Genomic DNA, 25,778 nt, shown 5'->3' with positions numbered 1-25,778 from the left:
TTGATATCGCAAAAGTTCTTGAAGCTTAAAACACTAATAAGAACAATAACAAAATAAAAAAATCAAAAATAGCACTAGAATTTGTTGCACTTCAAAGAAAGAAAATGCCAGTGGTCAATGCTATTGAATTTTTTAAATTTTTTTGCAACACGGATGATTAATATTGAAGGTAAAAAATTTGAAAATTAAATATTCCTTATTAAAAAATAAGTTTATTTATAATAATATAATAACTCATGAATTAGAGTCCTTATTATGTAAAAGTCCAAATTTTATATGAGTTAAATTATTTGTCCGAATTTTCTAAATTGGACAAAATAAAAAAACAACAAAACTAACAATCAAAATGTTGATAAAAGGGTAGTTTCTAATTTTTTCAACCTAATTTATAATGATAAAATTTTTAGTTTAAAAACTTAGCTGCCCTCTTCAATTTTTGAAACAACCCGTGAATATGTGCGTTTTTGAATTTCTTCTGGCAAATTAATAACATTAGACTTTGAAGCAAAAACATCTTTTCGTGTTGATTCGCTAAAGCCATCTGGGAATAAGTTAGTTTTTAATTTTTTGTCAGATTTATCGCCATAAAGTTGTAACATTGCATCAAAATAGGATTTAAATTGGTTTTTTGAACCATAAATTATATCATAAGAAGGTAAATTATATTTTCCATAATAACCTTTATAGTCATATCCATAAGAACGTAAAGCCAGAACAAAAGCCGCTGAGGCAGCATTATCAGAAGCAAATTGGAGTCCGTAAACTTTTTCATTGCCATCGCGAATTGAAGTTCCACTAACTCCACCACCAGAGGCAAAATTATCAATTAAAAAGCCTTGACCTGAAATCAAATAAGGGCTTGAAACATCACCTTTTTCATTAGGTGCGTGCTGAATTTTAAAATATGAACTTGTTAGTGTTGGATTTGTAATAAAATAGTCAGTAATTCCGGGCAGATTTACAAAAGAACGGTATGAGCGAGTTCAGGCAAATTCGCCGCCACCTTTTCAACGCTTGTCATCAGGGTTATTATTACGAAAAAGAGCTACATCTTTATTAAATCAAGGTGAGACTTGAAAACGTCTATTGGCAAAATCAGTCGGATTTTCATGACGATCAAGCGTTCTTTGGCTTTCATTTTGTGTTGAAGGTCAACCAAAGCCGTAAAAATCAGTTGGCGGAATTTTTTCATAAACTTTAGGATCAAGGAAGTTTTCTTCACGGCCTTGATAATGATTTTGTTGCTGGGCGGCTTCATAATAGTCTTGAGTCATTTTTTTTGCTTGAGTTTCATTGTCAAAATTAACTTCAACAACGGCAAAATCAAGAACTTCTTCAATATTTTGGTACACCTTTTGTGAAGAAAAGTCTTTTGGTGAAGACTTTAGCGCGTTTGTTCCAATTACAATTGTACGCACATTTAAAGGTTTTTTTGGCGTTTCGTTGACAAGTAGGGAGTCACGTTCATATTGGCCATCCCGACCGTTATTATATAAGTTTCCTTCTAATTCCTTAACGCGAACTTCTTCGCTGTCATAATAAGTCTCGAATCCTTCGCCAATTGATGTTGGCAATTTTGAATGAACTGGAGTTGTATTTTTTAGTTTTCTCAGAGTAATTGTTCAAGTGTTATATTGGCGAAATTCTTCACTATAATTTGACTCATCACGGCCTCAGACTTGAGTTTTGTCAGTCGGCACGTCGTTTGCAAGTCGTAAACTTCCGGCAACGTGAGCATTTGTTATGAAAAATCACTTTAGAGGATAAGATCCATTTTCTGTTTTTTCAAAGTCAAGAATTGCCGCTGTTCCAAAAGACATATCTGAACGAACTACACGTTTTGTTGCATCAGGATTTTCAATATTGTCATTAGGATCACGTTGTTTACCGTTTCTTATTCCAAAAGAAAACGAGTTTTTCGCTATTTTTCGATAAGTATCATTTGGTAAAACTCTCGGTAAACCGTTGCGATTTGATCCACCGGTTCGCTTTTCCTGGCCTCAATAAGCCGGAACTGCTGGAGGTTGTACAAAATTATTAATTAAAATACCTTTGATTTGACCATCAGTCCCAATTTCAGGCAAAGAAAATCCACGTAATTGAGCATTTTGATAGTAAGGCTGATTAGCATTCTTTGCCTGTTGGTTTAATTTTTCAAGGACAGATGAACTTGGAAGATTGAAACTTTCAGGACGAGGTTGTAAAACACTTGCGGTAGTAAATCCACCTTGACTAGAAATATTGTTTAAACTTCGATGGTATTCTAGCTCTTTTTTAGGGTCATCGTATTTATATTGGTCTTCAACAATACGTTTGTTATCTCTTCAGATCGAAAAAGTTTGACCTTGTGGCGTTAAAGTTGAAATTTTTTCAGGCGAAACTGGCTCAGGCCGAGGATGATTTGGATTTTGACCTGGGTTTGGATTTGCACCTGGATTTGGATTAGGAATTGGACTTGGATTTGGATTAGGAATTGGACTTGGATTTTGCGGTTTTGGAGTGTCTTTTTGATTTTGAACTAAACTAACAAGCTCGGAAAAAGTCTTTTGAAATTCCGCATTTTTTTCTTGATTTTGCAAGTCATTATCAGAAAAAGTGCTTAGTTTTGATAGGATTTTTTCTGATTCTTGGTTGAATTTACCTAGTTTGTCAGAATTTAAAATTTTTTTTAAATTCTGAATTTCATCGTTAATTTTTGTAAGTAAATTATTTAGGTTTTCTGAACTACTATTTTGCGAAGAGTCGAATTTATTTTTTAGATCAGTTAAAGATTTTTCAACATCACTAATGCTTTTTAAATTAGAATCAGTATTAGCACACGAAATAGCAATAATTGGTAAAATGCTGGGTAATAAAAATAGAATTTTAGACCTCAATTTCATCGCTATCTCCTCCTTGTTGACTGTTTTGGTTAGCAATTTTAGTTTGAATTAAAACATTTCCAATTTGACCGCCAAGTTGGGATTTTAGTCCATCACTTTCGACATAAATTTGGGTAATTCGTCTTTGGCCATTAGCATTTGCCGCTCTAATAAAAGACTCAAGTTGGCTTTTTGCATCTCCAGTTAGATTTTGACCTTTTAAATAAAGCGGAATTCCGTAAATTTCCTGACCATTTCGCTTAAATTGAATTTCAGTTGGCGGCGGCGGTGGATCGCCAAAAGCTAACCGCTGGCTAAATTGGGCGCCATCAAAATCAGAAATATCAACAACATAAGCATCTGAGCCGCCAACAATGTCGGGCTGAAAAATCATTCGCTTGAATTTTAGGGTTCGATTGCCTTTAAAATTTTCTTTTGCAAAAGGTTCAGGTCAGTTTTCGACATTTATATTATAAACACGGTTAAGTTCATCAAACCAAATTCCTTTTAGAGTTTTGATGTTAGTATCGGAAAAATCTAAAAAAGTCGGTCAACCACCTTTGCCGCCAAAATTACCTTGAAAAACACGTTGGTTAATTTTGGAATTAAAAACAATTTCAAGACCTTCGTTAATTTTAGCAACATCATCGCCTTTGTCAAACCGAAGTGTGTTAAAAATTATTGAAGAAGGTAGTTTTTCGCCCGAATTTTTTGTAACGTTAAACTGATTTTGATAGTCAAAACTAATAAAATCAACGTTTTTCAATGCATTTGGATTAATTGATCAATGTTGTGAGACCGCATTTGAATCTGAATAGAGTTCTAATTCTTTTAATTTGACATTTTCAAGTCCTCTTAGTCCGCGAGTTGCCGCTGGATTATTTAAAAATAAAGTCAACTTAATAACTGAAGAAGGAATTGCTTTTAGAATTGGATCAATATTTTGCAATGAATTAAGGGAACCGACATTTTGAAGAACAACAGCTTGGATTTTATTGTCTTGCTTGATTGCCTGGTTCATAATTTTTTGAAATTTATCAAAAGCATTAGCATCATCGGCATTTAGAACAATTGCTTTTATTGGACTTCGATTAGCACGGTCTTCATTTTGTTCATTTGGGGTGTATTGGTAAATTTTGATTGAATTACCTGAGACACCGTTTTCAGAAAAAATGTTTGAAAATTCATTTGAAACATCAGATTTTGTCCAACCGGTGTATTCAAGGCTTGAAATTGAACTTGAAACACGAGAATAATAACCTGGAGTGTTAAAAACTCGGCTAAGATTTTCAGCTTTTAGCCGATTTAGCGTTGGATTTTTAGCCTCATCATCATAACCTCAAGCATAAGGATTGTCTGGATCAGGCAATAAACCTTGTTTTATAAGATTAATTTCCTCGGCGGTTAAGGGTTTTGGGTTAGCTGCTTCGCGTCTTAGACGCTCTAATTCGGCTTTATTTTGATCAAGGCGAATTGCTGGGCAATCAATTGATGGCTCACAGGAGTACAAACTAAGTCGACGTCCTTCTTCTCAACTTCTTCGTGAACCAGGGGCATCATCACCATTATTTCTATTATATTCTTCGTCATAATAGCGATTTATTTCTTTTACTTGGGCATCGATATTAGCAATACGAGATTCGAGTTTTTTAATTTCTGCGCTAAATCCTGATGCTTTTCGTTGTAAGGCAAGTTGAGTGAGCCGACTTAACTCAGTACCAACTATTAAATTTGGACCTGAAGTTGCACTTTGAGGTGCAAATTTTGGTTTTAAAGTTGGTGCTTGTTGTGGAGCGGCGATTTCTGGCTTTTTCTGTTCAACTTTTTCGGGATTTTTTATTATAATTGGCTGTTTTGTATCTTCAATTTTCTGTACTTGATTAGGTTTATTTTCTTCTTTTTGCTTAAAAATTGCATTTGTAACTGGAGAATTGAATTTTAGATCTTTATCGATTTCGTTTTTGGCAATTGTTGATGGACTTGAGTTTGAATATGTGTTTTCAAAAGCCGGAAAATTTAGCGATGTTAAATATTGATTAAGAGCGCTAGCAACCGGAATAATTATTATAGGCGTGGCAGTCAAGAGAACAATTTTGCCTCTTTTGGTCAAAAAAATCATTGTCACCCTCCAAGTGTATCTTTTAGTTAATTATAACATTTTTTTATTTTTTAGGATTGGAATTTTGAAAAAATAAGGTACAATTATATTCTAAAATTAATTTTTCCTTAAATTATATTATATATATGTAATATTTGAAGTTAAGGGCGAAATTTTACAAAAGCAAAGGAGAAGAAATGCAATTTAAAAAATACTCAGAAATTCCCGAAAAGCACCGTTTTGATCTAGAAGTCTTACTTGAAGGCAAAACAATTGAGGAGAATTTTGCCGAAATAGTCCAAATTTCGCAAAAATTAATTCAAATGAAGGACCAACAATTTGATAATGTTGAAAATTTTCTTCATTTTAAAAAACTTGAAGAAGACTTTGGAATTAAATATAACAAAATTTATAATTACATTTCAAACAACATAAGCACAAATGTTGTTAGCCCTGTTTTTAGCCAACTTAATGAAAAATTTTCTTTCTTAATGTCAGAATTTGAGTCTAAATTAGGTTCGCTTGATGTTATTTTTTACAAAAATGAAGAAAAAATTCGCAGCTGAATAAATGATGAGCGCGTAAAACCTTATTTAAAAGATTTAAATTATCGACTTGATAATAAAAAACACAAACTTGATGATCAAGTTGAAGAATATCTTACAAAAACATCTTTTGGTGAAGTTTCAGTTTATAAAATTTTTTCAATTCTTTCAAATTCAGAAACTAAATTTGCTGATATTATTGATGAAAAAGGTGATAAATTACCGCTTAATTCGACAAATTATTTTAATTATTTAAAAACCGGAAGTCCTCATGTTCGTCAATTAGCCTATCAAAATTATTATTCAGCTTATTTGGAACATAAAAATACTTTTGCAAATTTATTTTATCAACATATTAAATCTGCCTCAGTTGATGCAAAGACAAGAAATTATCCTTCATTAATTCAAGCTTGCTTGTCTTCTGATCGGTTTTTAGAAGATAATTTACAAAACTTATTTAGTAATGTCGCCGCTGCATTTCCAATATTTGATAAATTTTTTCATGCCCAAAAACAATTTTATAAAGCAAAATTTGGAACAAAAATGAATCATTGAGACCGTTTAGTTCCGCTTGTTGAAATTAAAGATAATTATTCTGTTGAAGATGCCCAAGAAATTGTCCTTAAATCTATAGAACCAATGGGCCAAGAATATGTAGAAATTGTTAAAAAGTCTTTTTCAGATCGTTGAATCGACTATCACTACGTACCTTCTAAGCGTTCTGGAGCATATTCAATTGGCGGATCTTATGGTCTTGAAAAAAAATATATTCTTATGAACTTTGATTTTACAATTAATTCAGTTCATACTTTAGCTCACGAATTAGGGCATTCACTTCATTCTTATTATTCTGATTTACACCAAGATTATCACAACAGTTCATACCCAATTTTTCTTGCTGAAATAGCTTCAATCTTTAACGAATTAATGGTTGATGATTATCTTTTGAAAAATCAAGATGATGATAAACTCAAATTCGATATTGTTTTCCAAAAAATTTCAACCTTTATTTCAACAGTTCAACGCCAAGTTATTTGGGCTGATTATGAGGCTACTTTATATAAAAAAATGGACAGTGGTGAGCTAACTGGTTCATATGATGATTTTGTTAAGATTTACGAACAAATAATTAAAAAATACAAACCAAATGATGATGAAATTGACGAAAAATCCTTTATTTATAGCGTAATTGTTCCTCATTATTATTATGGGTATTATGTTTATAAATATGCAATTGGTTATCTTGCTGCTAATGTTTTCTTCCAGAAATACAAAAAAGAAGGAAAAACAGCAATAAAAAATTACATCGAAAATTTCCTTTCAAAAGGCGGATCTGATTGACCAAGCGAAATTCTCAAAAATGCTGGAGTTGATCTTAGCGATCCAGGAATGTACCGTCAAGCCTTTTCAGTTCTTGAAAGTCAAATTGATGAGTATATTCGTCTAGGTAAAAAAATATTTAATATCGATTTTTAGTCAAATTTTAAATATCTTATCCAAAATTAAAAAAGCATGTGAATTTTCCACATGTTTTTTTGTTCTTTAAACAAAAAAATAATTAATCTGAGTTTACCAGTTTGATCAGATACCTTAAAAATGGTTCAGTTTTAGCCGCCTTTTCAAGCTTTTTAACTGCCAAACTCGGGAAAAATAACTGTCACAGCAAAAAAAGCACTAAATTTTAAATCTAACACTCACAAAGAAAAATCTATTTATTAATCAAATGAAACAAACTAAAAAAGCTATAATTTTAACTTAAAAAGTAAAATTATGAATTTTTAAACTGCTTTTTTAGTTTAAAACACTGGCAAAAATCATAAAAAATACAACTACTATTTAAACTCAATGCAAATAGAAAACTCGTTTTTATTTAAATTGAGCCTAAAAAAACATATGAAGTTTTGAAAGAACCATAACCAAAAGCCTTAAATTTATAGATTTCTAAACGGTTAAATTTAAGGCATTCCATCATATTTAAAAATATAATGGATAATTCGCATTTTCTGATTTTTTTATGGCAAAAACATAATAATTCCCCCTTAATTCAATATTAAAATTTATTAATTTATTCTTAGTTAGTCTTATTATAACAGAAAATTTTTTTAGACCAAGCATTTTTTTTTTTTTTTTTGCAAAAGCTTAATTTTAAAATAATAAAAATTAAGATTTTAGGTAAAAAACACGGATTTACGGGCATTTTTGCGCATTTGTGTTCACTAAAAAGTGAATTTTTGCATCTAACTGCCAAACTCAGGAAAAACAATTAATTGTTTTCATTTAGTCAGTCAAAGCCATTTATTCCGTGATACTTAATAAGGCTAGCAATCTTTTGGTTGCCACTTTTATTATAAAAATCAGAATCAAAACTTATAATTGTAAGTTTATTTGTGATTATTCTTTCGGCAATAATTTTTTCTAATTCAGCTAAAAATCAAGTTGTAAAATTACTAATTATATCTAATTCAACAATTAGAACATCAACATTTTTTAATTTTTGTGTTAATTTTGTCTTGTTTTCGGTAATAAATTGGCAAATTTCAGACAAGTTAAAGTAGCCAACATTAATTTTTCGAAGTGCAAAAAAAACAGTAAAACATTTCAAAAGTAAGGTTTGTGAAACACTATCTCAATTAGTTCAGTAAACCAAAGTTTCGCTGTTTTTGTTTTTGTTTAAATAAATTTTAAATTTTTCTAATAAAGGTAAAATTGCGCCGAATTTCCCAACATTAAGTTGTTTCATAATTTTGACAAAATCTTTAAATTTAGGAAAACTTATTTCTGGCAAAAGTAAAAATTCAGCTCATTTTTTATTATCTTCTGATCAAAGAAAAACACATTTTTCTTCAAGTTTTCTTGTTTCAGGTGCCCTTATTATTTCAAATTTGTAATTAGGAAACTTTTCTCACTCAGTTGCGCGCCAAAAAAGGTCTAAATTTTCGTAATACTCATTTTTATCAATTTTGAGCTGTTTAATTCAACTGGCGAATTTTGGATTTTTAAGAGCTGATTCATAAGTTAAGTCTAAAAATTTATTATCTAAATTTGCTAATATTTGACTATTTTTAAGGTCTTTTTTATCATTTTTAATAACTTCATTATTTTTAGGACTATCATGATCATCATTAGTTAAAATTTTTTCTAAAACGTTAATAAGTGATTTTGCTATCTCTTTGTTGTTGGAATTACTGCTAGTTGTTTTTTTAGTTTTTGGGCGAATTTCTGTCATATTTTACTTAGTTTTTAATTAATTTCATTTTCATCAATAAATCAGGAAATTGCATTTATCATTTCAGGTGTTTCAACTTTTGATTTTTTAGAACTTTTTGGCTTAGAGATTTTTTTAGGACTTGATTCAATGTTAGTTATTTTTTTAGTTTTTGCACTTTCAGATTTATTTTTATTTTTTATTTTTGTTCTAAAAATCTCTTCAAGTTCAAGTTCAACATCTGCGCCACTAATAATTTGATCATCTCACAAACTATCAAGAATCTTTTTAATATAGTTAAATTTTACTTGATTACCAACTTTAAAACAATATTCAATAACATTATTAATCGCTCAATTAGAAAAACTTTTTTCTTCGACATATTTTAATAATGAATTTCGAAGTCGAGGTTTCATTGAATATCCAGTTAAAAACAAGTGGTATTTTTCAAAGTTTAGTTCTTTTTTTGCTTCATTGTTGTCAGTATTTTTAACACAATTAAAAATAGTTGAAATGTTTTGGTTATTCTGTCCAAAAATTTCATAAAATTTTTTTGAAAGATTATGGAAATTGTCAGTCTTAATTTGCCTAGTGTCAAATTTTTCAAAATTATTTTTAAATTTTGATACCAGGCTTAAATATCTTTTATCAGTAATTTTTTCAGTGATTAGTGGTTTTAAATAAGGATTTTTGTCAATTTGCTCTGAATTTAAAGGTTTTTTTATTTCAATTAAATATTTTTCCTTTTGGGAATCATAAAAGGTTTGAATTAAATTTAGACATTCCAAAATTTCACGAGTTTTATTAAAATTGTCAAGGTTAATACTGTAAATTTTGTCCAAAAAATCAAAGTTAATTGGCTCGTTTGCGTTTTTGATAGTTAAAAAATATTGGAACAAAAGATAACCTTGAAATTTAACAACGGGAAAATAAAAATATAACAAATTATTTAAATCATTTTGATCAATATCAGAATTTGAAATTACATAACAGGAATGCATAGCAAAGTGAAATTGTAGCCCTATTTAAAAATTTTTGTGAAAAATTTTGGGAAAAATGATGGCCTTTTTCACCTCGAATTTGAGATTTTGACATTATAAAATCTTATTTTATTGCCATTTAATGCCTGGTTTTTTTCTCAAACTTCTTTTTTGACCTTTTTGGATTTAATGTTTAAAAGTAGTTGTTTCCTTGAAGCTCTAATTCAGACAGTTTTTCAAAAAAAGGCCTGAAAATCGGCGTTTTTTGTCCATAAATTAGGTATTTCGACAAAATGATAATAATTATTTCTTAAATGTTCTTCTAAAATTGGATAGATTTTCTGTTCAATAAAATCACGATTTTGCTGGTTTTCAACCATAAAATCACGAAGTTTATTTTTATCAAGGATGTTATTGTTAATAAAATCAGGTTTAAACTTTTTAACTATTTCAAAACATGGGTTATTTTCTAAAAAACAATTAAAATAAAATTCATCTGTATACAAAACAGAATAACCAAATTTTTCAACTTCCTTCAAAAAAGTTGTTTTTCCACTTGCATAAAACCCAACTATAGCAATAGATTTTGGCTTGAAAATGAAATTTTCAAGCGCTTTTGCCACCCCGAATTTCCTTTTATAGCCGATAATATGAGCATGTTTTTTTAGTTTTCTGGGCGAATTTTTCATCAAAATTAACGTCTGGACAACATTTTTTGCTGAAATGTCGTTTTCAGAATCGCCAATATGAAATGAATAATTTAGTGAGATATTAGCAACTTTTGAGATAAAAACGGCGGCTTGACCTTTTGAGGCATTAGAATCAGTAATTTCAAGAACAAATCCCTTTTCAATAGTATAAATTTGAATTTTTTCAGAAAACAATTCCTCAAGAAATTTTCTAAATTTACTTATTTTAAAAATATTAGGTGAAAAAATCAAAATTTTTTTGACACTTTTTGGTAAGTCAACTTTATTAATGTTTTGTACTTCTAAATTTGAAAAAAATTTTGAAAGAAGATACAAAAAACTTTTTGAAGGAGAAAAAATAACTTTTGAATCAAATGAAATTGAAACATTTCACTTTTTTGCAAAAGCGAGAATTTGTTCTACAATTTTTTGATTAATGACGGATTCAAAGATTAAATTTAAATTTTGGTCATAAATTTCAGCGCCATTTTGACAAACATAAAAATTTGCAGAAATTTTTTTGCCAATATTAACAATATCAGGTGAAAATTTTCTTCCTGTTGAAATTACAATTTTACATTCTTTAGATAATTTTTTTACTGAATGCAAATTTGTATCTGAAATTTGGGCATTTTTGCCCTTGCCAATGTCTAAAAGGGTACCATCAAGATCGATAAAAGCAATTTTATAGAACATATTTAAACCAAATTTGCAATATTTTCAGCAAAATTATATAAAAAATGCTAAAATTATATAATATTTTAATAAGTGTTTTTTCTAGTTGAAAAAATGTTTTTTAATATTACTAAATTATAATATAATTTTGAGTTTTAGTACAAATTAAGGATTTATTTATGAAAAAGCAAAATATATTTCAAAAGATTGCCAATTTGAATTCAGATTCAAGGAAAAAACAACAAGAAAAAGCGCCAGCCAAAGCTAAAAAAGTTTGAATTCCAATTACTTTGACTGCCGGTTTTCTAACTGTAATTGGCCTTGGGGTTGGAATTCCTTTGTCTTATTCAAGTGGTTCTAAAACTAATCTAGAAATTCGCGATCCTAAATCCAATATAGTAATTCTTAAGTCCCCTATTGCAGACAAAAATATCAAAGTTGAAGAATTATTGAGTGTTTTTAAATCTGACAATTCAAAACAGCGCGATGATCTCCGTGAAGCTCAAAAATATTTAATTGAATTTTTATATAATCAAGAATATGAAGCATCCAAAGTGTTTCAAGCAGCCTGGGAAAACACAAACACTGACAAAACTCAAGGAAATTCCCGCCGCTTTACATTGCAGTCCTTTGAAGAAATACGTCAATCCCAACGAAATTTTCTTAACGATGAGCGTAGCAGATACCAAACCACTTTTGGCTTTAATAATTGAGAAACTGAATTCAATAAGTATTTAAATTCAGATCCACGTTTTAATAATGCAGTTAATATTAACCAAGCAGTTGAAGCGCTTTCAATTAATGCAGCACAAAATGTCGCTTTTGCCCGTTTTAAATTGGGAATTAATAAAAATTTTACTAAAAGTGATATTGAAGATCGAATTTTGAAAGATGATATTAAGGACGAAAAAGGACAAGTAGTTTATAAAAAAGGCGAAAAATTATTTGCTGGCTTAATTGAGATTGGCAAAAACGGCTTTGGTCCAAATATTGTTAGTCCAAATCCGACCTCAGCGACAAATGATCCTAAAATTTCTGCTTTTATTACTAACTCTTTTATTAAAGAATATGTAAATCCGACTAAAATAATTAACGAAATTTATTTTGATCCAAAAGCACCTTTGGCCGGAAACTTCAACTTTTTTGAAATTTCGCAAATTTCAATTAATGCAAAACCAAATGCAAAAGATGCAAAATCACCATGAACTGTTGATAAAAAAACTCTCCAAGAACTTTTAACTTATAAAGTTTTAAAAACAAGTTCTGAATCATCACTTGCTGAGCAAGTTAGCAATAATTTGGAATTAATTGAGAATTTTAAAGGCGGAAATTCTACTGATCCAACCCAAAATAATCAAGATAAAATTCTACTTTCTACTCTGGATTATGAAAATAACAAAAAAAGTGCTGAAATTTTAGACCAACTTCCGATTGCTTCACTTAGCCAAACTCTAACAAACAATGAAGCTGGTTATATTTTTGCTTTTTTAGAAAATTCAACCTCAGCTGAGCCAAAACAAAAACTTTTTAGCAAAACTTTAATGGAAAAACTTAAAGATTTGCTCTTTAAAAATGCCCAAAGTTTACTTGTTGATCCTTCTGAGCTAAATTCTAAGCCAATTAGTGAAATTAGAAGTTTGAATCAACGACTTCACTCATACATTCAAGGGCTTTCTGATAATGAACTTGCTCAGGCAGGAAGGGCGTTTTTAGAAACTTTTGGCGCAGATGAAAATGATAATCGTACTCATTTAGTTTATAATTTAGGTGATAATTTGAAATTAGTGCTTGATTCAAAAGGGATGAAAGTTTTGAGTTTAAATAAAATTAGCAGTCTTGAAGAATTTAACAAAATAATTTCGCACCAATTGCAATTAAGTGCTAATAATCAAGTTGACTCAAAACAAAATTCAACAATAAACATGAGTCAACTTTTTGCCGATATTTCGAATAATAATTTTATTCAGTCGCTTTTAGTTCGTGATGCAAATTATCAAAAACAACTTTTAGAGTCAAAAAAAACAACAGTTGAGCAAGAAAAAACCAACTTTTTAAATTCAGTTTTACAATCTTCTGAAAATTTTTTGAATTTTTACGTTCTTTCTCAAGTTTTAAATATTAACCAAAAGTTACAAGATTATATTTCCAATGCAACTTTAAATGATTTAAGTGCAGATTTTTGATATAATAATCAAAAAGAACGTTGAGAATTGAAAGCCGATCCATCAAAAGAGTTGCGCCAGGCGATAATTGACAAACTTGAAAGTCTTTTTCGATTTAGTCGCTAGTTGAAAGGAACATTTGTGAAAAATCACCCCAAAAAAAACAAATTTTTAAAAAAATTACCGTTTTTCTTAGTTTTAGGTACATCTTTTAGTGCTTTAGTTTCTTGCACCGTTGATGTTAATTCGTCTGAAAGGTTTGATGAAGATCGAAAACTAAGTTCAAATGATGTTAAGGATTTTGTTGAAAATGCCTTTGTTGAAAATATTTTAGCCCAAAATATTTTCAAAACCGGCTCAAATTCACTTGCTAGTGAATTTACAAATACAAATTCGCAATTTTTTACCCAAGCAAAAGCGGCTTTTGATTTTTACCAAAACTACCAAATTAGTTTGGATCCAACTTATAGTTTAAAATTAATTGCCCAATTACAAAGTACTAATGCAATTTCAGCAAGTGATTTTGCACTTTTATCACCTCAGGCTGGTTATAATAAGACTTTTAATGATCAAGCTTTTATTGTTTTATACAATAATTTTTCAACCGGAATTGCCCGTGAAATAAATAAAATGTTGCTAGTTAAGGCTTATTTAACTCAACTTGATCAGCCAAATTTGATTAAAGATTCTCAAATTTACAAAGATGGTATTTCAACAAGAACATCCTTTACATCACGGCAAATTTTTCAAAATATTGATCCAAATTCACCTGATTTTTTTCTAATTCACTTAATGTTAACAAAAAATCCGGTTCAAGTTTGGCAATTTGAATCAAGCGACCCAAATAGTATAAGTACTTTTTCACAACTAAAAATTAAAGATACTAATACTTTTAACACACTTTTACGTAGTGAAAATATTAATTCTAGATTAACTCGCAAAGAGCAACAATTTGAAAAACTTGGTAAAAATGACGATATTGATACAACATTATTGCTTGGATACGCTGGAATTTTATACCGTCAAAATGCTTCTTTAGGTGATTTATCCTTCCAATTTAACGATCTTAGAATTCAAGGTCAAACTAAGTCTGGTTTTTTAGATCCAGCTTCAAATCTTCTTTGGTCAGCTAAAGATTTCCAGAATTTTAACTTAATTAATCAAGCAAAAATGTATCCTGTTGAATTAAGTCCAAATTTTGACCGCAAAAAAACTAAAGATCAAGTCCAAATTTCTGACTTTGAGATCAAAATTCCTGCGCAGATTCCGGGAGTATCATATAAAATTAAGAACGTAATTCCGACAAAAGATAATGATGCTAATAAATTTGCCGTTGGTGTTCTTGTCGAAATTAGTATAAATTCTTCAAAATTTTATTACAATGTTGATGTTAGTTGAGATGAAAATAAAGTCCTTTATAATCCTCAAATAAATGCTGAAGGTCAAAATTTACCAAAAATTGATAACGGAATTGCGGCAGTTAGTTCTGATTTGTCAAAAATATCGGTCAAATATTATAACAAATTAGCTCCTCTATATGATAAAATAGTTGAAGAAAATAACACAAAACAAGTTTACTTTTCGCTTGAAAATACACCTTGAAATACCCAAGAACAAAAAACAAAACTAGCTTATTCATTATATCTTGCTGATCAAGGCGGAATTTTCCGTGATGCTAAAAACTTTTTTGAATCAATTGGATATAAAATCGAATCTAAGGATCCAATTGTAAAAATTAGTTAATTATTAGAAAATTTTAGGGGAAAAATGGAAAATACAACATTATTTTTAGATATTATTGCAAAAAAATCACCAGCAAAAATTATTTTTGAAGATGATCAAGTTATCGCTTTTTTTGACAAGTTTCCGGTTTCACCTGGTCATTTTTTAGTTGTGCCTAAAAAATATTCACGAAATTTATTTCACATTTCCGATGAAGATCTTACTTATTTAATAAAAATTGCAAGAAAATTAGCATTAGAGCAAGTTAAACAACTTGGCGCAACTGGTTTTAGACTTCAAGTTAATAACGAAAAAGATGCAAAACAAACAATTTTTCATACACACATTCACATTATTCCCTTTTATAAAAAAGAAGAATAGTAATAACTAATTCCCCTTTTTTGAATTAAATCTCAAAAAAGCGGAATTTTATTTTACATAAACTTTCAAAATTATTTCAACTAAACTATAATTTTTTGCTCTTCCCTAGTTTCCCAGTTTATCGAGATAATCTTAAAAAAAGTGTTTGGGACACTTTTTTAACTTTTTGGCAAAAGTTAATTACCTATTTTAAAACACTGGAAAAATCAATTTATGGACTAAACAACAAAAATCATAAAAAAATACAACTACTATTTAAACTCAATGTAAATAGAAAACTCGTTTTTACTTACATTGAGCCTAAAAAATATATGAAGTTTTGAAAGAGCCATAATTAAAAGCCATAAATTTATAGATTTCTAAACGGTTAAATTTAAGGCATTCCATTATATTTAAAAACATAACGGAAAATTCGCATTTTCTGATTTTTTATGACAAAAACATAACTAATTCCTCCTTAATTCTATATTAAAATTTATTAATTATTCTTAGTGAGATTATTATAACATAATTTTATTTTAGACCAAGCATTTTTTTTTATTTTTTTTCAAAAGGTTAAATTTAAACTATAAAAATTAAGATTTTAGGTAAAAACACACAGATTTACCGTATTTTTACCTATTTATTTTCAATAAAAAGTGAATTTTTGCCATCAAGCTAGGAAACTCGGGGTTGAAATAAATCTAAAAAAAGCTGAATTTTATTTTACGTAAAGTTTCAAAATTCTTTCAACTAAATTATAATTTCTTGCTCTTAAGGCAATTCCGGAAGTTAAGTGGGATGTCAGCCCGAATTGATCATAAAAAAGCGAATGAACATTGCCATTTACAGTTAAAATTGAACGATTAATAAAAGCAAGGCTGCCATCTGCATTAAAAATTCCACTTCCTGAAGCTCCAGGTCCGTTTGTTGCAAAAAAATTAGCGGCAACTAAACGAGGGTCATTAGCATCTCGGCGGAAATTTATACCTTTAAAAACATTTTTTGAAAATAAATTATTTGCCCAAAACATCCCTATTTTTGTTGTATAGTCAAAATCACCATCCTCTCAAATCCGGTCTGAAATTTTCAACGGTGGAAATTTTGAAATTTTTTGTCAATATTTTTTAAATTCAGCAAAATCCTTGATAAAATTTTGGAATTTCCCATTATTAAGCGAGTGAGTTGAATTTATAAAATTTTGTTGGTGGTCGCTAAAAAATTTTATAAGTTTATCAACATCGTTTATAAATTTTGAATAATTAAAATAAAAAACTGCAATGTCAAAGTCGTAATTGTCTCATTCAGCCAGTTCGAAATAATTTTGATACAAATCCTCCATATATTGATTAATTTCTGCATTATTTTGGAAACTAAATGGTAAGTTAGGTACTCCTTTTTTTATTTTTTCTTCTTGTTCAAAAAGGCGAAATAAAATGCGATTATCCAGTTCTTTTATCTTAAAATCATCATAATATTGTAAAAATTTAATTAGTTTTGCATTTAGTTGATTTTGGCCAACCTTTTTATTCATTAATTTTCAAAAAGGTATTTTGCTATTTCCTACATGAATAACGTGAGCATTAGTCAAAAAAGCTGCTTTTTCGGCATTTGCATTTAAAAAAATGCCTGTCCCAGACGCAAAACGCATGTTTCTTGTAAAAATATTGGAAAATCTTTTTTGCTCAAGACTATCAGAATTAAACCCAAATCAAGGTAAATTATAATAATTTCCTAAAGCGGGGCGGTTAAAATAAGCAAAATGATTTTGTTTAGCCGCAATACTAGCAACTAAATTTGGATTCATTTTATTAAGCAAATAAACTTTTAAATTATCATTTTTCTGCCCAAGAAAGGTGTTCTGGTTTTCTTTTTTAACAACATTTTCCCAATTTCTAAGAAAATAGCGGCTATAATTTGAAACTTGATTGTTTGAGGCTTTAAAATCATTTTCTGTAAGATTTGATAATAAATCTGTGCGGAAATTGCGAATTGATTTATTGTTTACTTGAACAAAATCAAAAACAGGTTGATTTTGTCCGACTGATTCAATATCATTTCCGGTTTCAGTTTTAACTTCCGTGTCAGTTGTTATTTTAGAATCCGGCTTTAATGAATCAATTTTTTCTGGCTGTTTTTTCTTATCTTCATTAGTTTCAACTTTGGGCGGAGTAGTTTGAATTTCGGGCGGAGTAGTTTCAACTTTGGGTGGATTAGTTTGAATTTCGGGTGGTTTAGTTTCAACTTTTGGTAAATTATCTTCAACTTTGGGCGGAGTAGTTTGAATTTCGGGCGGAGTAGTTTCAACTTTGGGCGGATTAGTTTCAATTTCTGGCGAATTATTTCCAACTTTGGGCGGAGTAGTTTCAACTTCTGGCAAATTATTTCCAACTTTGGGCGGATTATTTTTTACAAACTGAATTTGCGAAGTGCAACTTATAACTGCAAAAGGACTTAGAAAACCTAAATAAAACAGATATTTTGATAAGTTTTTCATAATATATCTCTCTATTAGTTATAAATCAGCAATTTTTTAGATTTAAATTGAAAAAATTGCTTTGATTTTGTAAATTATACAATATAATTTTTAAATATTTAAAATTTTATCAACTTACAATTAATCAAAAAAAGGAATCTCATGAAAATTCAAAGCGCCCGAAAACTTGGTTTTTTTGCAGCCTTATCAATGCTCGTTGGCTCAGTTGTCGGAATCGGAATTTTTTTCAAAAATAATAGCATCGCCCAAACCACTAATAATAATGGTTATGCTTGACTTTTTGCTTGAATTGTTGGAGGAATAATTTCGCTTTTTGCTGCAATTAGTTTTTCTGAAATTAGCTTTTTGAAACAAACCAAACTAAATGGGCTAGCAAACTGGTCTTACCAAATTGGTGGTAAAAAAAGTGGTTATTTTGTCTTATTTAGTTACGGATTTTATTATTTAGGAATGCTAAGCCTAATTTTGGGAATATTTTCGTCTGAAATTACAATTTGGTTTTTTCAGACAGCTAGTGGCTCTAGTTTTTCATTTCCGTTTTGGGCGCATATATTATTAGGTGCTTTTTTTACTATTTTGTTTGTAACAACAAATTATGTTTCTGTTAAATTTTCCGGATATGTTGCACTTGTTTCAACAGTTTTAAAATTTGTTCCATTAATTATTGCCGTCTTTGCTGGGATTTTTTTTCCAACAACTCATAATGCCGGTGGTTCTAGTGCTTTTGTAGTAACTGAAAAAAATAGTTTTGATTTTTCAAAATTAGGCTTGCACTTCCAGCGGTTTTGTTTGCTTATGATTCATTTCTTTCAGTTGGTTCAATTCATAATAAAGTTCAAAAAGCAAGTAAAAGAGTCCCTTTGATTATTACAGTGGGGATGATTTTAATTGCTAGCGTTTACACTCTTATTGGTTTATCATCAGCGCTGCATAATAAGGGAACAATTTCAGGTCTAATTAGTGACGTTTTCCCGGCTAATGCAGCCCGTGGTATTACTATTTTTGTTGCTGTTTTCCTTTTGATTTCAACATACGGTGTAGCTAATTCTTTAAATGCTGCATTTGTAAATCAAGTTAGAGATCTTGTAAAATTAAATGCAATTGTTGGCGCTCATAGTTTAAAAAAGAAATATTCTAACGAAAAAGTTACAATTTTTTATCTTTTTATTACATTAGTGTTTTGGGCGCTTGTTATTTATATTCCTTCGCTAGCCATTAAACTTCCAAAAAAAGATGGAACAGGAATTGGATTTGGTAGTGATGTTATTGTTGATTCGATGTCCAATTTCCCTTCACTAATTTTCTTTGGTGTATATATGGCAATTATTGTCGCCTATTCACGCAAAAAAATAAAGTATCCTAATTCAATTGAGCGTAAAATTAACCCAAAATTATATTGAATTTCAGCAATAATTTCTTCAAGTTTAATTCTAATTGCCGTTGCCGCCTTTATTTATTCACAAATTTATGCCGTTGCAACACAAGCTCATTCTTCTTCTGGTGCTGGAGTTTTTGCTGATAATGGTTTAATGCTTACAAATATTGGTAGTTTTCTAATTTTTATTACACAAATATTAATATTTGTTTCTTTCCCTTATATTAATTACTTCTTAATTTCTAAAGTTGATAAATTTGATTTGTTTGATAATTTTGACTCAGCTAAAATTGAAAAAGCTGAATAAAAATCAAATCTATTGAGAAATTTATTTAACCTTTTTTCATTTTATTTATTTAAAAATAGTAATTTTGTTAGTTAAATTTATGTTTGCTTGCAAAAATGTGCCTCCCAAGTTTCCCAGTTTGATGACATAATCTTAAAAAAGTGTCCTGGTTTACCATCATACGTAAAAATATATTTTCCCAGTTATCATGTAAGGAGAGCAAGAATGATAAAGGGAAAATTCGATAAGAAGGAATTTATACCAAGAGAAAAAATGTTAAATGTTGAAAAGGTGCATTTTTTATATGGAGAAGCAATTAGATTTAGTAACCAAGGCAAAAAAACAATTAATTAAACTAAAATATATAGAAATTAATATTAAAAGTCGCTGTTCAATTCCAAACATGATTAAGGACGATGTTGATTTATCGTTTGATTGTAAATATGATAATTTTCCATTTCCAATTTTTTATACAATTACCTTAACAACGGCTTCAATCCTAATCCAATTGAAAGAATTATTAGTTTAAATTATAAACAAGAAGATTATGTTTATAATTTAAAACTAGAAGATATCCCAAAAAGTGCGTTTTTTTCCAAAAAACTCAATAATTTTCATTTTTATAATGATATTAGGTGTTTAATTGGCGGTTGAGCAAACATTGAATATTGTGAAAAAATGGAAAAGAAAATCTTCGTCTTATCTCTGAACTTTATTCTTCATGTGATTCATACGATGGTAAAGGTTTTGAAGAGGTTGTTGTTGTCTTTGAAAACTTTGATGATATTGGAAAATGCGAATTTTCAATCTCTTATCCGGCTATTTTTTGAAAAATATTTAAATCAAAAACCGAATTAAGAGAAATTGAAGCTTTAATTATTAAGGAAATTCAGGAAAGTGTTCCTTATGCAAAGCCAAAAAATTTAGCAAATTACCATGAAAAAATCTTTGATTTTTTATCAAATAGATATGAATATGGCGCAAAGTTTGTAGATATAAATAAAGCATATTTAGGACAAAATGTAGAAAATATCTACAATTTGTTATTAAAAGAGAATTATAATTTTGACGAAGAAACCCAAATCGAACCAATTCAAAATGTATTTACTTTTGAAACTTATGAAAATTTGCTTAAAAAGTTTGAAAAATACGGGGTTAAAAAGCTTAATTTAAACATTGAAAGTCGCGATAAATTTATTCTTAGTTGATTTGATAAATTTGGTCCAGAATATCGAAAGTATTGCATCGAACTTTTTGCTAAAGTCGGCCAAACTTATTATGATCATGCGAATAATTGGACAAATAAAATCGAATTAATCTTCTTGTTGCAAATTTTATTTGGTCCAAAATATTGAATTGAAGATCTAGATTTTTATTATCCTGATGAACCTGATTTTCTTATTCTGCCAAGCTGAGCAAAATTAAAACCTGAAAATTTCGAAATTTTTTACCTTGGTGGACAAGAATATGGCCTTTTTGATGAAATAATTTCCCAATTTGACTCAAAAAAGCCAGTTTTTGATTTCAACCATATTACAAGTCCGCCTATGGGGATGGCGATGCATGAATTTTGCCAATTGCATTGAAAAATTTCATTTTATTGTATGTTGATGGTCAAAAAATTTATTACTGAATTGGCCATTCAAATTTGTATGATGATATTTATCAAGGTAAATACGAAATTTTAAAATATTATTTCAAACAAAAATTGGTCAAACTTGAACAAGATATTTTTTTGCGTGACGGCAATGATCCGGCCTTCTTCGTTTCTAGATCACCAAGGCAAATTGATTTAGATAAAAATGTGATTGAATCATCTATGGAAGAATTAATTTTATATCGGGATGCGTTGAATAAATATCTAAAAGAAAGGGACCATGAATTTGAGTATTTTAGACGCTTTCTAGAAAATACTAATTTATATAGCCAACAAGAAAAAGAATTAATTTTACAACAACACGTTCTCTTTTCTTGAGATAATGATGATAGAACAGAATATTATGATGAAATTGCAAGAGTAGATTTTCGCGGTTATAAAAGTAAAAAATATCTTGAGATAGAAGGTGAATCGTAAATCTTTTTGTTAATTAATGAATTTAAAGACAAAAGATTTAAGTTTATTTTTAAAATTCATAACCTGTTTTTCATTTTTATCTATTTAAAAATAGCAATTTTATCAGTTGAATTTATGTTTATTTGCAAAAATGCTGCTTTGAAGTGTTAAATTCAACCCTCTGTCTTAATTTTTGCTAGTGTTTTAACTAAAAAAGCAAAATTATGAAATTTTTAAACACTGCTTTTTAGTTTAAAACACTGACAAAAACCATAAAAAAATACAACTACTATTTAAACTCAATGTTAATAGAAAACTCGTTTTTACTTACATTGAGCCTAAAAAAACATATGAAGTTTTGAAAGAACAATAATTAAAAGCCTTAAATTTGTAGATTTCTAAACGGTCAAATTTAAGGCATTCCATCATATTTAAAAATATAATGGATAATTCGCATTTTCTGATTTTTTTATGGCAAAAACATAACTAATTCCCCCTTAATTCAATATCAAAATTTATTAATTATTCTTAGTAAGGTTGATTATAACATAACTTTATTTTTGACCAAGCATTTTTTTTTTTTTTTGCAAAAGATCAATTTTAAAACAATAAAAATTAAGATTTTAGGTCAAAAGACAAGGATTTACCGGTATTTTTGCAAATTTATATTCAATAAAAAGTGAATTTTTGCCATTAAATTGGCAAACTCAGGAAATGTGTCTGAATTTTAGTGTAATTTATTTTTAGCAATTGATTAACATAATAACTTATTCTTTTAAAATACAATCTTTTTAGGTATTTTTCCTAAAAAGTTTTTAGTATATGTTAAAATTTTAATACTAATAAATTTAATTGAAAAAAGTCAAAAACATGAAGAAAAAATTAAAGTTTTTTAAGTTTATCACTAATATTTTCGCTTTCACTTCACTGACACTAAGCGTTTTTGGTCCGCTTTGACATTTTCAAAATACAAAAACCTATTCAGACTTTAAACTTGAAACACGTGATATAAATCTATTAAATTCAAAAAAACCGGTAAATTTTGATGATTTTGTCCAAATTGTTTCAACTAAAAACCAACAAAATTCGCTTGTTATTAATGCAAATATTAAAAAAGCCAAAACACATCTAAACAAAACAAGCACTAATTCAGACTCACCTAATCTAGATGATATTCAGATTCAAATTAATCAAGAAGGTGAGGTAATTTTAAATAGTGCTTCACTTGAATTTGTTAACAAAAAAGCTGAACTCTATTTTGAAGAAGGTATACCAAAACTAAAATTAGAAGGTTATGTTTTTGACTTTAGAGAGCTTAAAAATCAAACTCGAGTTGAAAAAACCTTCTTTTTCCTCTTGCCTTTTATTCCATTTATTTCAAATGCTGTCGCAGCTGCCATTGCCGCAGTAGCAGTTTCCACAGCTGCTGCGGTAGTTGTGGAAACTTTTCCAAAGGTTGTTGATGATGTAGGTAGATGATTTGGGAACCGTGAAAGTTACTATTCGTCAGATGATTATACCCCTGTTCATGAGCCAACTAATAATAACCCTGTTACTTGAAGAACTGAAAGCTCAATTGTGGTTGACTTAGATAAACTGCCAAAAGCAAAAGGTGAGCCTAGCATTAAAGAAATAGCAAATATAGCGACTTTAGAACTTTCTATTGTAAAAGCAAAAGATAAGTGAAAATTAAGACAATACACTGGAATCCATCCTGCCTGATTTTTTAATTTTCACAATGAAGAGTTAGAACCTTATTTTGTTATTAGTGAACAAGCAATTCCAGAACCTGCTGCCTGACTTTTAGCTGTTGGAAGTTTGCTAGCCCAATCAGAATTAACCAAAATTATTATTAATAGCTTGCTGCCTAGTTCAGTAAAAGATAAAATGAATAAAAATAAAGGAGACCGTAAAAATATGGATAACAAACTAAATTCACCTATTGATTTTTATTCATATAATCAATCTGTTATGAAGAGTTTGGCTGAAAAAACAAAATATACAGCAAATTTGATAGTGGGAAATAGATGGTCATGAGATCCAACTAATAATTTAAATAAAGATATCGGTTTTGCTAAAGATCGCTTTGTTGTTGGAGAAGGCCTAGCTAGTGATGCTATTGATTGAGCTGACCCTAAAAATGTGTTTGATATTGATGATCCAAATAAAAATACAAATAAAAATACAAATACAAATAAAAATAAAAATAAAAAAATACCATCATACATAAAAATATATTTTCCCAGTTATCATGTAAGGAGAGCAAGAATGATAGAAGGAAAATTCGAAGAGAATGAATTTATACCAAGAGAAAAAATGTTAAATGTTGAAAAGGCGCATTTTTTATATGGAGAAGCAATTAGATTTAGTAACTAAGGCAAAAAAACAATTAATTAAACTAAAATATATAGAAATTAATATTAAAAGTCGTTGTTCGATTCGAAACATGATTGAGGACGATGTTAATTTAACGCTTGATTGTAAATATGATGATGATTTTCCATTTCCAATTTTTTTGTACAATTACCTTTCCGAGCGCTTCAATCCTAATCCAATTGAAAGAATTATTAGTTTAAATTATAAACAAGAAGATTATGTTTATAATTTAAAACTAGAAGATATTCCAAAAAGTGTGTTTTTTTCCAAAAAACTCAATAAATTTGCTTTTTATAATGATATTAGGTGTTTAATTGGTGGTTGATCAAACAATGAATATTGTGTTAAAAATGGAAAAGAAAATCTTGATCTTATCTCTGAACTTTATCCTTCATATACCTTGCACGATGGTAAAGGTTTTGAAGAGGTTGTTGTTGTCTTTGAAAACTTTGATAATATTGGAAAATGCGAATTTTCAATTTCTTATCCGGCTGTATTTTCAAAAATATTTAAATCAAAAACCAAATTAAGAGAAATTGAAGCTCTAATTATTAAGGAAATTCAGGAAAGTGTTCCTTATGCAGAGCCAAAAAATTTAGCAAATTACCACGAAAAAATCTTTGATTTTTTATCAAATAGATATGAATATAATTCAGAGTTTGTAGATATAAATAAAGCATATTTAGGACAAAATGTAGAAAATATCTACAATTTGTTATTAAAAGAGAATTATAATCTTGACGAAAGAACCCAAATCGAACCAATTCAAAATGTATTTACTTTTGAAACTTATGAAAATTTGCTTAAAAAATTTGAAAAATACGGGATTAAAAAGCTTAATTTAAACATTGAAAATCGCGATAAATTTATTCTTAGTTGATTTGATAAATTTGGTCCAGAATATCGAAAATATTGCATTAAACTTTTTGGCAAAGACGGCCAAACTTATTATGATCATGCGAATAATTGGACAAATAAAATCGAATTAATCTATTTGTTGCAAATTTTATTTGGTCCAAAATATTGAATTGAAGAACTAGATTTTTATCCCGATACACCTGATTTTTATATTCTGCCAAGCTGAGCAAAATTAAAACCTGAAAATTTCGAAATTTTTTACTTTGACGGGCAAGAATATGGGCTTTTTGATGAAATAATTTCCCAATTTGACTCAAAAAAGCCAGTTTTTTGATTTCAACCATATTACTACCCTGCCTATGGAGCAGGCGATGCATGAATTTTGCCAATTGCATTGAAAAATTTCATTTTATTGAATGTTGATGGTGAAAAAATTTATTACTGAATTGGCCATTCAAATTTGTATGATGATATTTATCAAGGTAAATACGAAATTTTAAAATATTATTTCAAACAAAAATTAGTCAAACTTGAACAAGATATTTTTCTGCGTGATGGTAAGGATCCGGAGTTCTATGTTTCTAGATCACCAAGGCAAAATAATTTAACTAAAAATGTGATTGGATCATCTATGGAAGAATTAATTTTATATCGGGATGCGTTGAATAAATTTCTAAAAGGAACAGACCATGAATTTGGGTATTTTACAGACTTTCTAGAAAATACTAATTTATATAGTCAACAAGAAAAAGAATTAATTTTACAAGAACACGCTCTCTTTTCTTGGGATTCTAATGATTGAACTGAATATTATGATGAAATTGCAAGAGTAGATTTTCGTGGTTATAAAAGCAAAAAATTTATTGAGATAAAAGGGAAATAGTAGATCTTTTTGTTAATTAATGAATTTAAAGACAAAAGATTTAAGTTTATTTTTAAAATTCTTAACTTTCATTTTTTAAATTCTTATTTATTTGAAATATATGTTCTTGAAATATATTTTTTTGCCAAACTAATAGAAAAATTAAAATAACTA

The 25,778-nt window shown here is 28.8% G+C and carries 15 protein-coding genes and 1 pseudogene; 10 read left to right on the top strand and 6 right to left on the bottom strand.

The window, feature by feature from the left end; genetic code table 4:
- Nucleotides 1–416: 416 nt before the first annotated feature.
- Both mip and PWA39_RS02450 read right to left on the bottom strand, forming a co-directional pair.
- Nucleotides 417–2,882, bottom strand: a complete 2,466-nt coding sequence (gene mip, locus PWA39_RS02455; protein WP_075949639.1) for an Ig-specific serine endopeptidase MIP — start codon at nucleotides 2,880–2,882, stop codon at nucleotides 417–419.
- Complete coding sequence (locus PWA39_RS02450) at nucleotides 2,866–4,980, bottom strand: putative immunoglobulin-blocking virulence protein (RefSeq protein WP_069099653.1); 2,115 nt, start codon at nucleotides 4,978–4,980, stop codon at nucleotides 2,866–2,868. Before PWA39_RS02450 ends, mip begins: the two co-directional genes overlap by 17 nt.
- A gap of 176 nt (nucleotides 4,981–5,156) precedes the next feature.
- Here PWA39_RS02450 and pepF point away from each other — a divergent pair, with 176 nt between their 5' ends.
- The gene (pepF, locus tag PWA39_RS02445) at nucleotides 5,157–6,980 is read left to right on the top strand and encodes an oligoendopeptidase F (protein WP_069099654.1); all 1,824 of its coding nucleotides are present in this window, start codon (nucleotides 5,157–5,159) and stop codon (nucleotides 6,978–6,980) included.
- A gap of 787 nt (nucleotides 6,981–7,767) precedes the next feature.
- Here the strand turns inward: pepF and PWA39_RS02440 are convergent.
- From PWA39_RS02440 to PWA39_RS02430, 3 genes are read right to left on the bottom strand one after another with little or no spacing between them, the layout of a single operon-like run.
- On the bottom strand, nucleotides 7,768–8,730 hold the full coding sequence (locus PWA39_RS02440; RefSeq protein ID WP_081311134.1) for a hypothetical protein: 963 nt from the start codon (nucleotides 8,728–8,730) through the stop codon (nucleotides 7,768–7,770).
- A gap of 14 nt (nucleotides 8,731–8,744) precedes the next feature.
- Complete coding sequence (locus tag PWA39_RS02435) at nucleotides 8,745–9,710, bottom strand: DnaD domain-containing protein (RefSeq protein ID WP_069099281.1); 966 nt, start codon at nucleotides 9,708–9,710, stop codon at nucleotides 8,745–8,747.
- 20 nt (nucleotides 9,711–9,730) lie between these two features.
- Nucleotides 9,731–11,074, bottom strand: a complete 1,344-nt coding sequence (locus PWA39_RS02430) for an HAD-IIB family hydrolase (protein ID WP_069099282.1) — start codon at nucleotides 11,072–11,074, stop codon at nucleotides 9,731–9,733.
- Nucleotides 11,075–11,232: 158 nt separating this feature from the next.
- Here PWA39_RS02430 and PWA39_RS02425 point away from each other — a divergent pair, with 158 nt between their 5' ends.
- The 3 genes from PWA39_RS02425 to hinT are packed head-to-tail and all read left to right on the top strand — an operon-like array spanning nucleotide 11,233 to nucleotide 15,318.
- A complete protein-coding gene (locus tag PWA39_RS02425; RefSeq protein ID WP_069099283.1) occupies nucleotides 11,233–13,341 on the top strand; it encodes a HinT-interacting membrane complex protein P80 in 2,109 nt (702 codons plus the stop codon).
- 15 nt (nucleotides 13,342–13,356) lie between these two features.
- Nucleotides 13,357–14,958, top strand: coding sequence for a HinT-interacting membrane complex lipoprotein P60 (locus tag PWA39_RS02420; protein WP_069099284.1), 1,602 nt, complete (start codon nucleotides 13,357–13,359; stop codon nucleotides 14,956–14,958).
- A gap of 24 nt (nucleotides 14,959–14,982) precedes the next feature.
- Nucleotides 14,983–15,318: a histidine triad protein HinT gene (gene hinT / locus PWA39_RS02415; RefSeq protein WP_044283894.1), complete on the top strand. Its 336-nt coding sequence runs from the start codon at nucleotides 14,983–14,985 to the stop codon at nucleotides 15,316–15,318.
- 700 nt (nucleotides 15,319–16,018) lie between these two features.
- Here hinT and PWA39_RS02410 read toward each other — a convergent pair.
- Nucleotides 16,019–17,794, bottom strand: coding sequence for an Mhp366/Mhp367 family surface (lipo)protein (locus PWA39_RS02410; protein WP_081311163.1), 1,776 nt, complete (start codon nucleotides 17,792–17,794; stop codon nucleotides 16,019–16,021).
- 141 nt (nucleotides 17,795–17,935) lie between these two features.
- On the opposite strand from PWA39_RS02410, the gene PWA39_RS02405 reads away from it, so the two are divergent.
- The 6 genes and pseudogenes from PWA39_RS02405 to PWA39_RS02380 all read left to right on the top strand — a co-directional run bounded on the left by PWA39_RS02405 (nucleotide 17,936) and on the right by PWA39_RS02380 (nucleotide 25,625).
- On the top strand, nucleotides 17,936–18,682 hold the full coding sequence (locus PWA39_RS02405; RefSeq protein ID WP_274827417.1) for an amino acid permease: 747 nt from the start codon (nucleotides 17,936–17,938) through the stop codon (nucleotides 18,680–18,682).
- The gene (locus PWA39_RS02400) at nucleotides 18,655–19,476 is read left to right on the top strand and encodes a hypothetical protein (protein ID WP_274827416.1); all 822 of its coding nucleotides are present in this window, start codon (nucleotides 18,655–18,657) and stop codon (nucleotides 19,474–19,476) included. Before PWA39_RS02405 ends, PWA39_RS02400 begins: the two co-directional genes overlap by 28 nt.
- A 204-nt stretch (nucleotides 19,477–19,680) precedes the next feature.
- The gene (locus PWA39_RS04065; protein ID WP_274827415.1) at nucleotides 19,681–19,809 is read left to right on the top strand and encodes a hypothetical protein; all 129 of its coding nucleotides are present in this window, start codon (nucleotides 19,681–19,683) and stop codon (nucleotides 19,807–19,809) included.
- Nucleotides 19,810–19,858: 49 nt separating this feature from the next.
- A pseudogene (locus tag PWA39_RS04060) lies at nucleotides 19,859–21,529 on the top strand (hypothetical protein).
- An 849-nt stretch (nucleotides 21,530–22,378) separates the two neighbouring features.
- On the top strand, nucleotides 22,379–23,884 hold the full coding sequence (locus PWA39_RS02385; protein ID WP_075949632.1) for a hypothetical protein: 1,506 nt from the start codon (nucleotides 22,379–22,381) through the stop codon (nucleotides 23,882–23,884).
- On the top strand, nucleotides 23,856–25,625 hold the full coding sequence (locus PWA39_RS02380; protein ID WP_274827414.1) for a hypothetical protein: 1,770 nt from the start codon (nucleotides 23,856–23,858) through the stop codon (nucleotides 25,623–25,625). The genes PWA39_RS02385 and PWA39_RS02380 overlap by 29 nt, the downstream gene beginning before the upstream one ends.
- Nucleotides 25,626–25,778: the final 153 nt, after the last annotated feature.

Source organism: Mesomycoplasma ovipneumoniae ATCC 29419, from assembly GCF_028885435.1.
In the GTDB taxonomy this organism is placed as follows: Bacteria; Bacillota_I; Bacilli_A; order Mycoplasmatales; family Metamycoplasmataceae; genus Mesomycoplasma; species Mesomycoplasma ovipneumoniae.
This window is presented reverse-complemented; position numbering and strand designations above follow the sequence as displayed.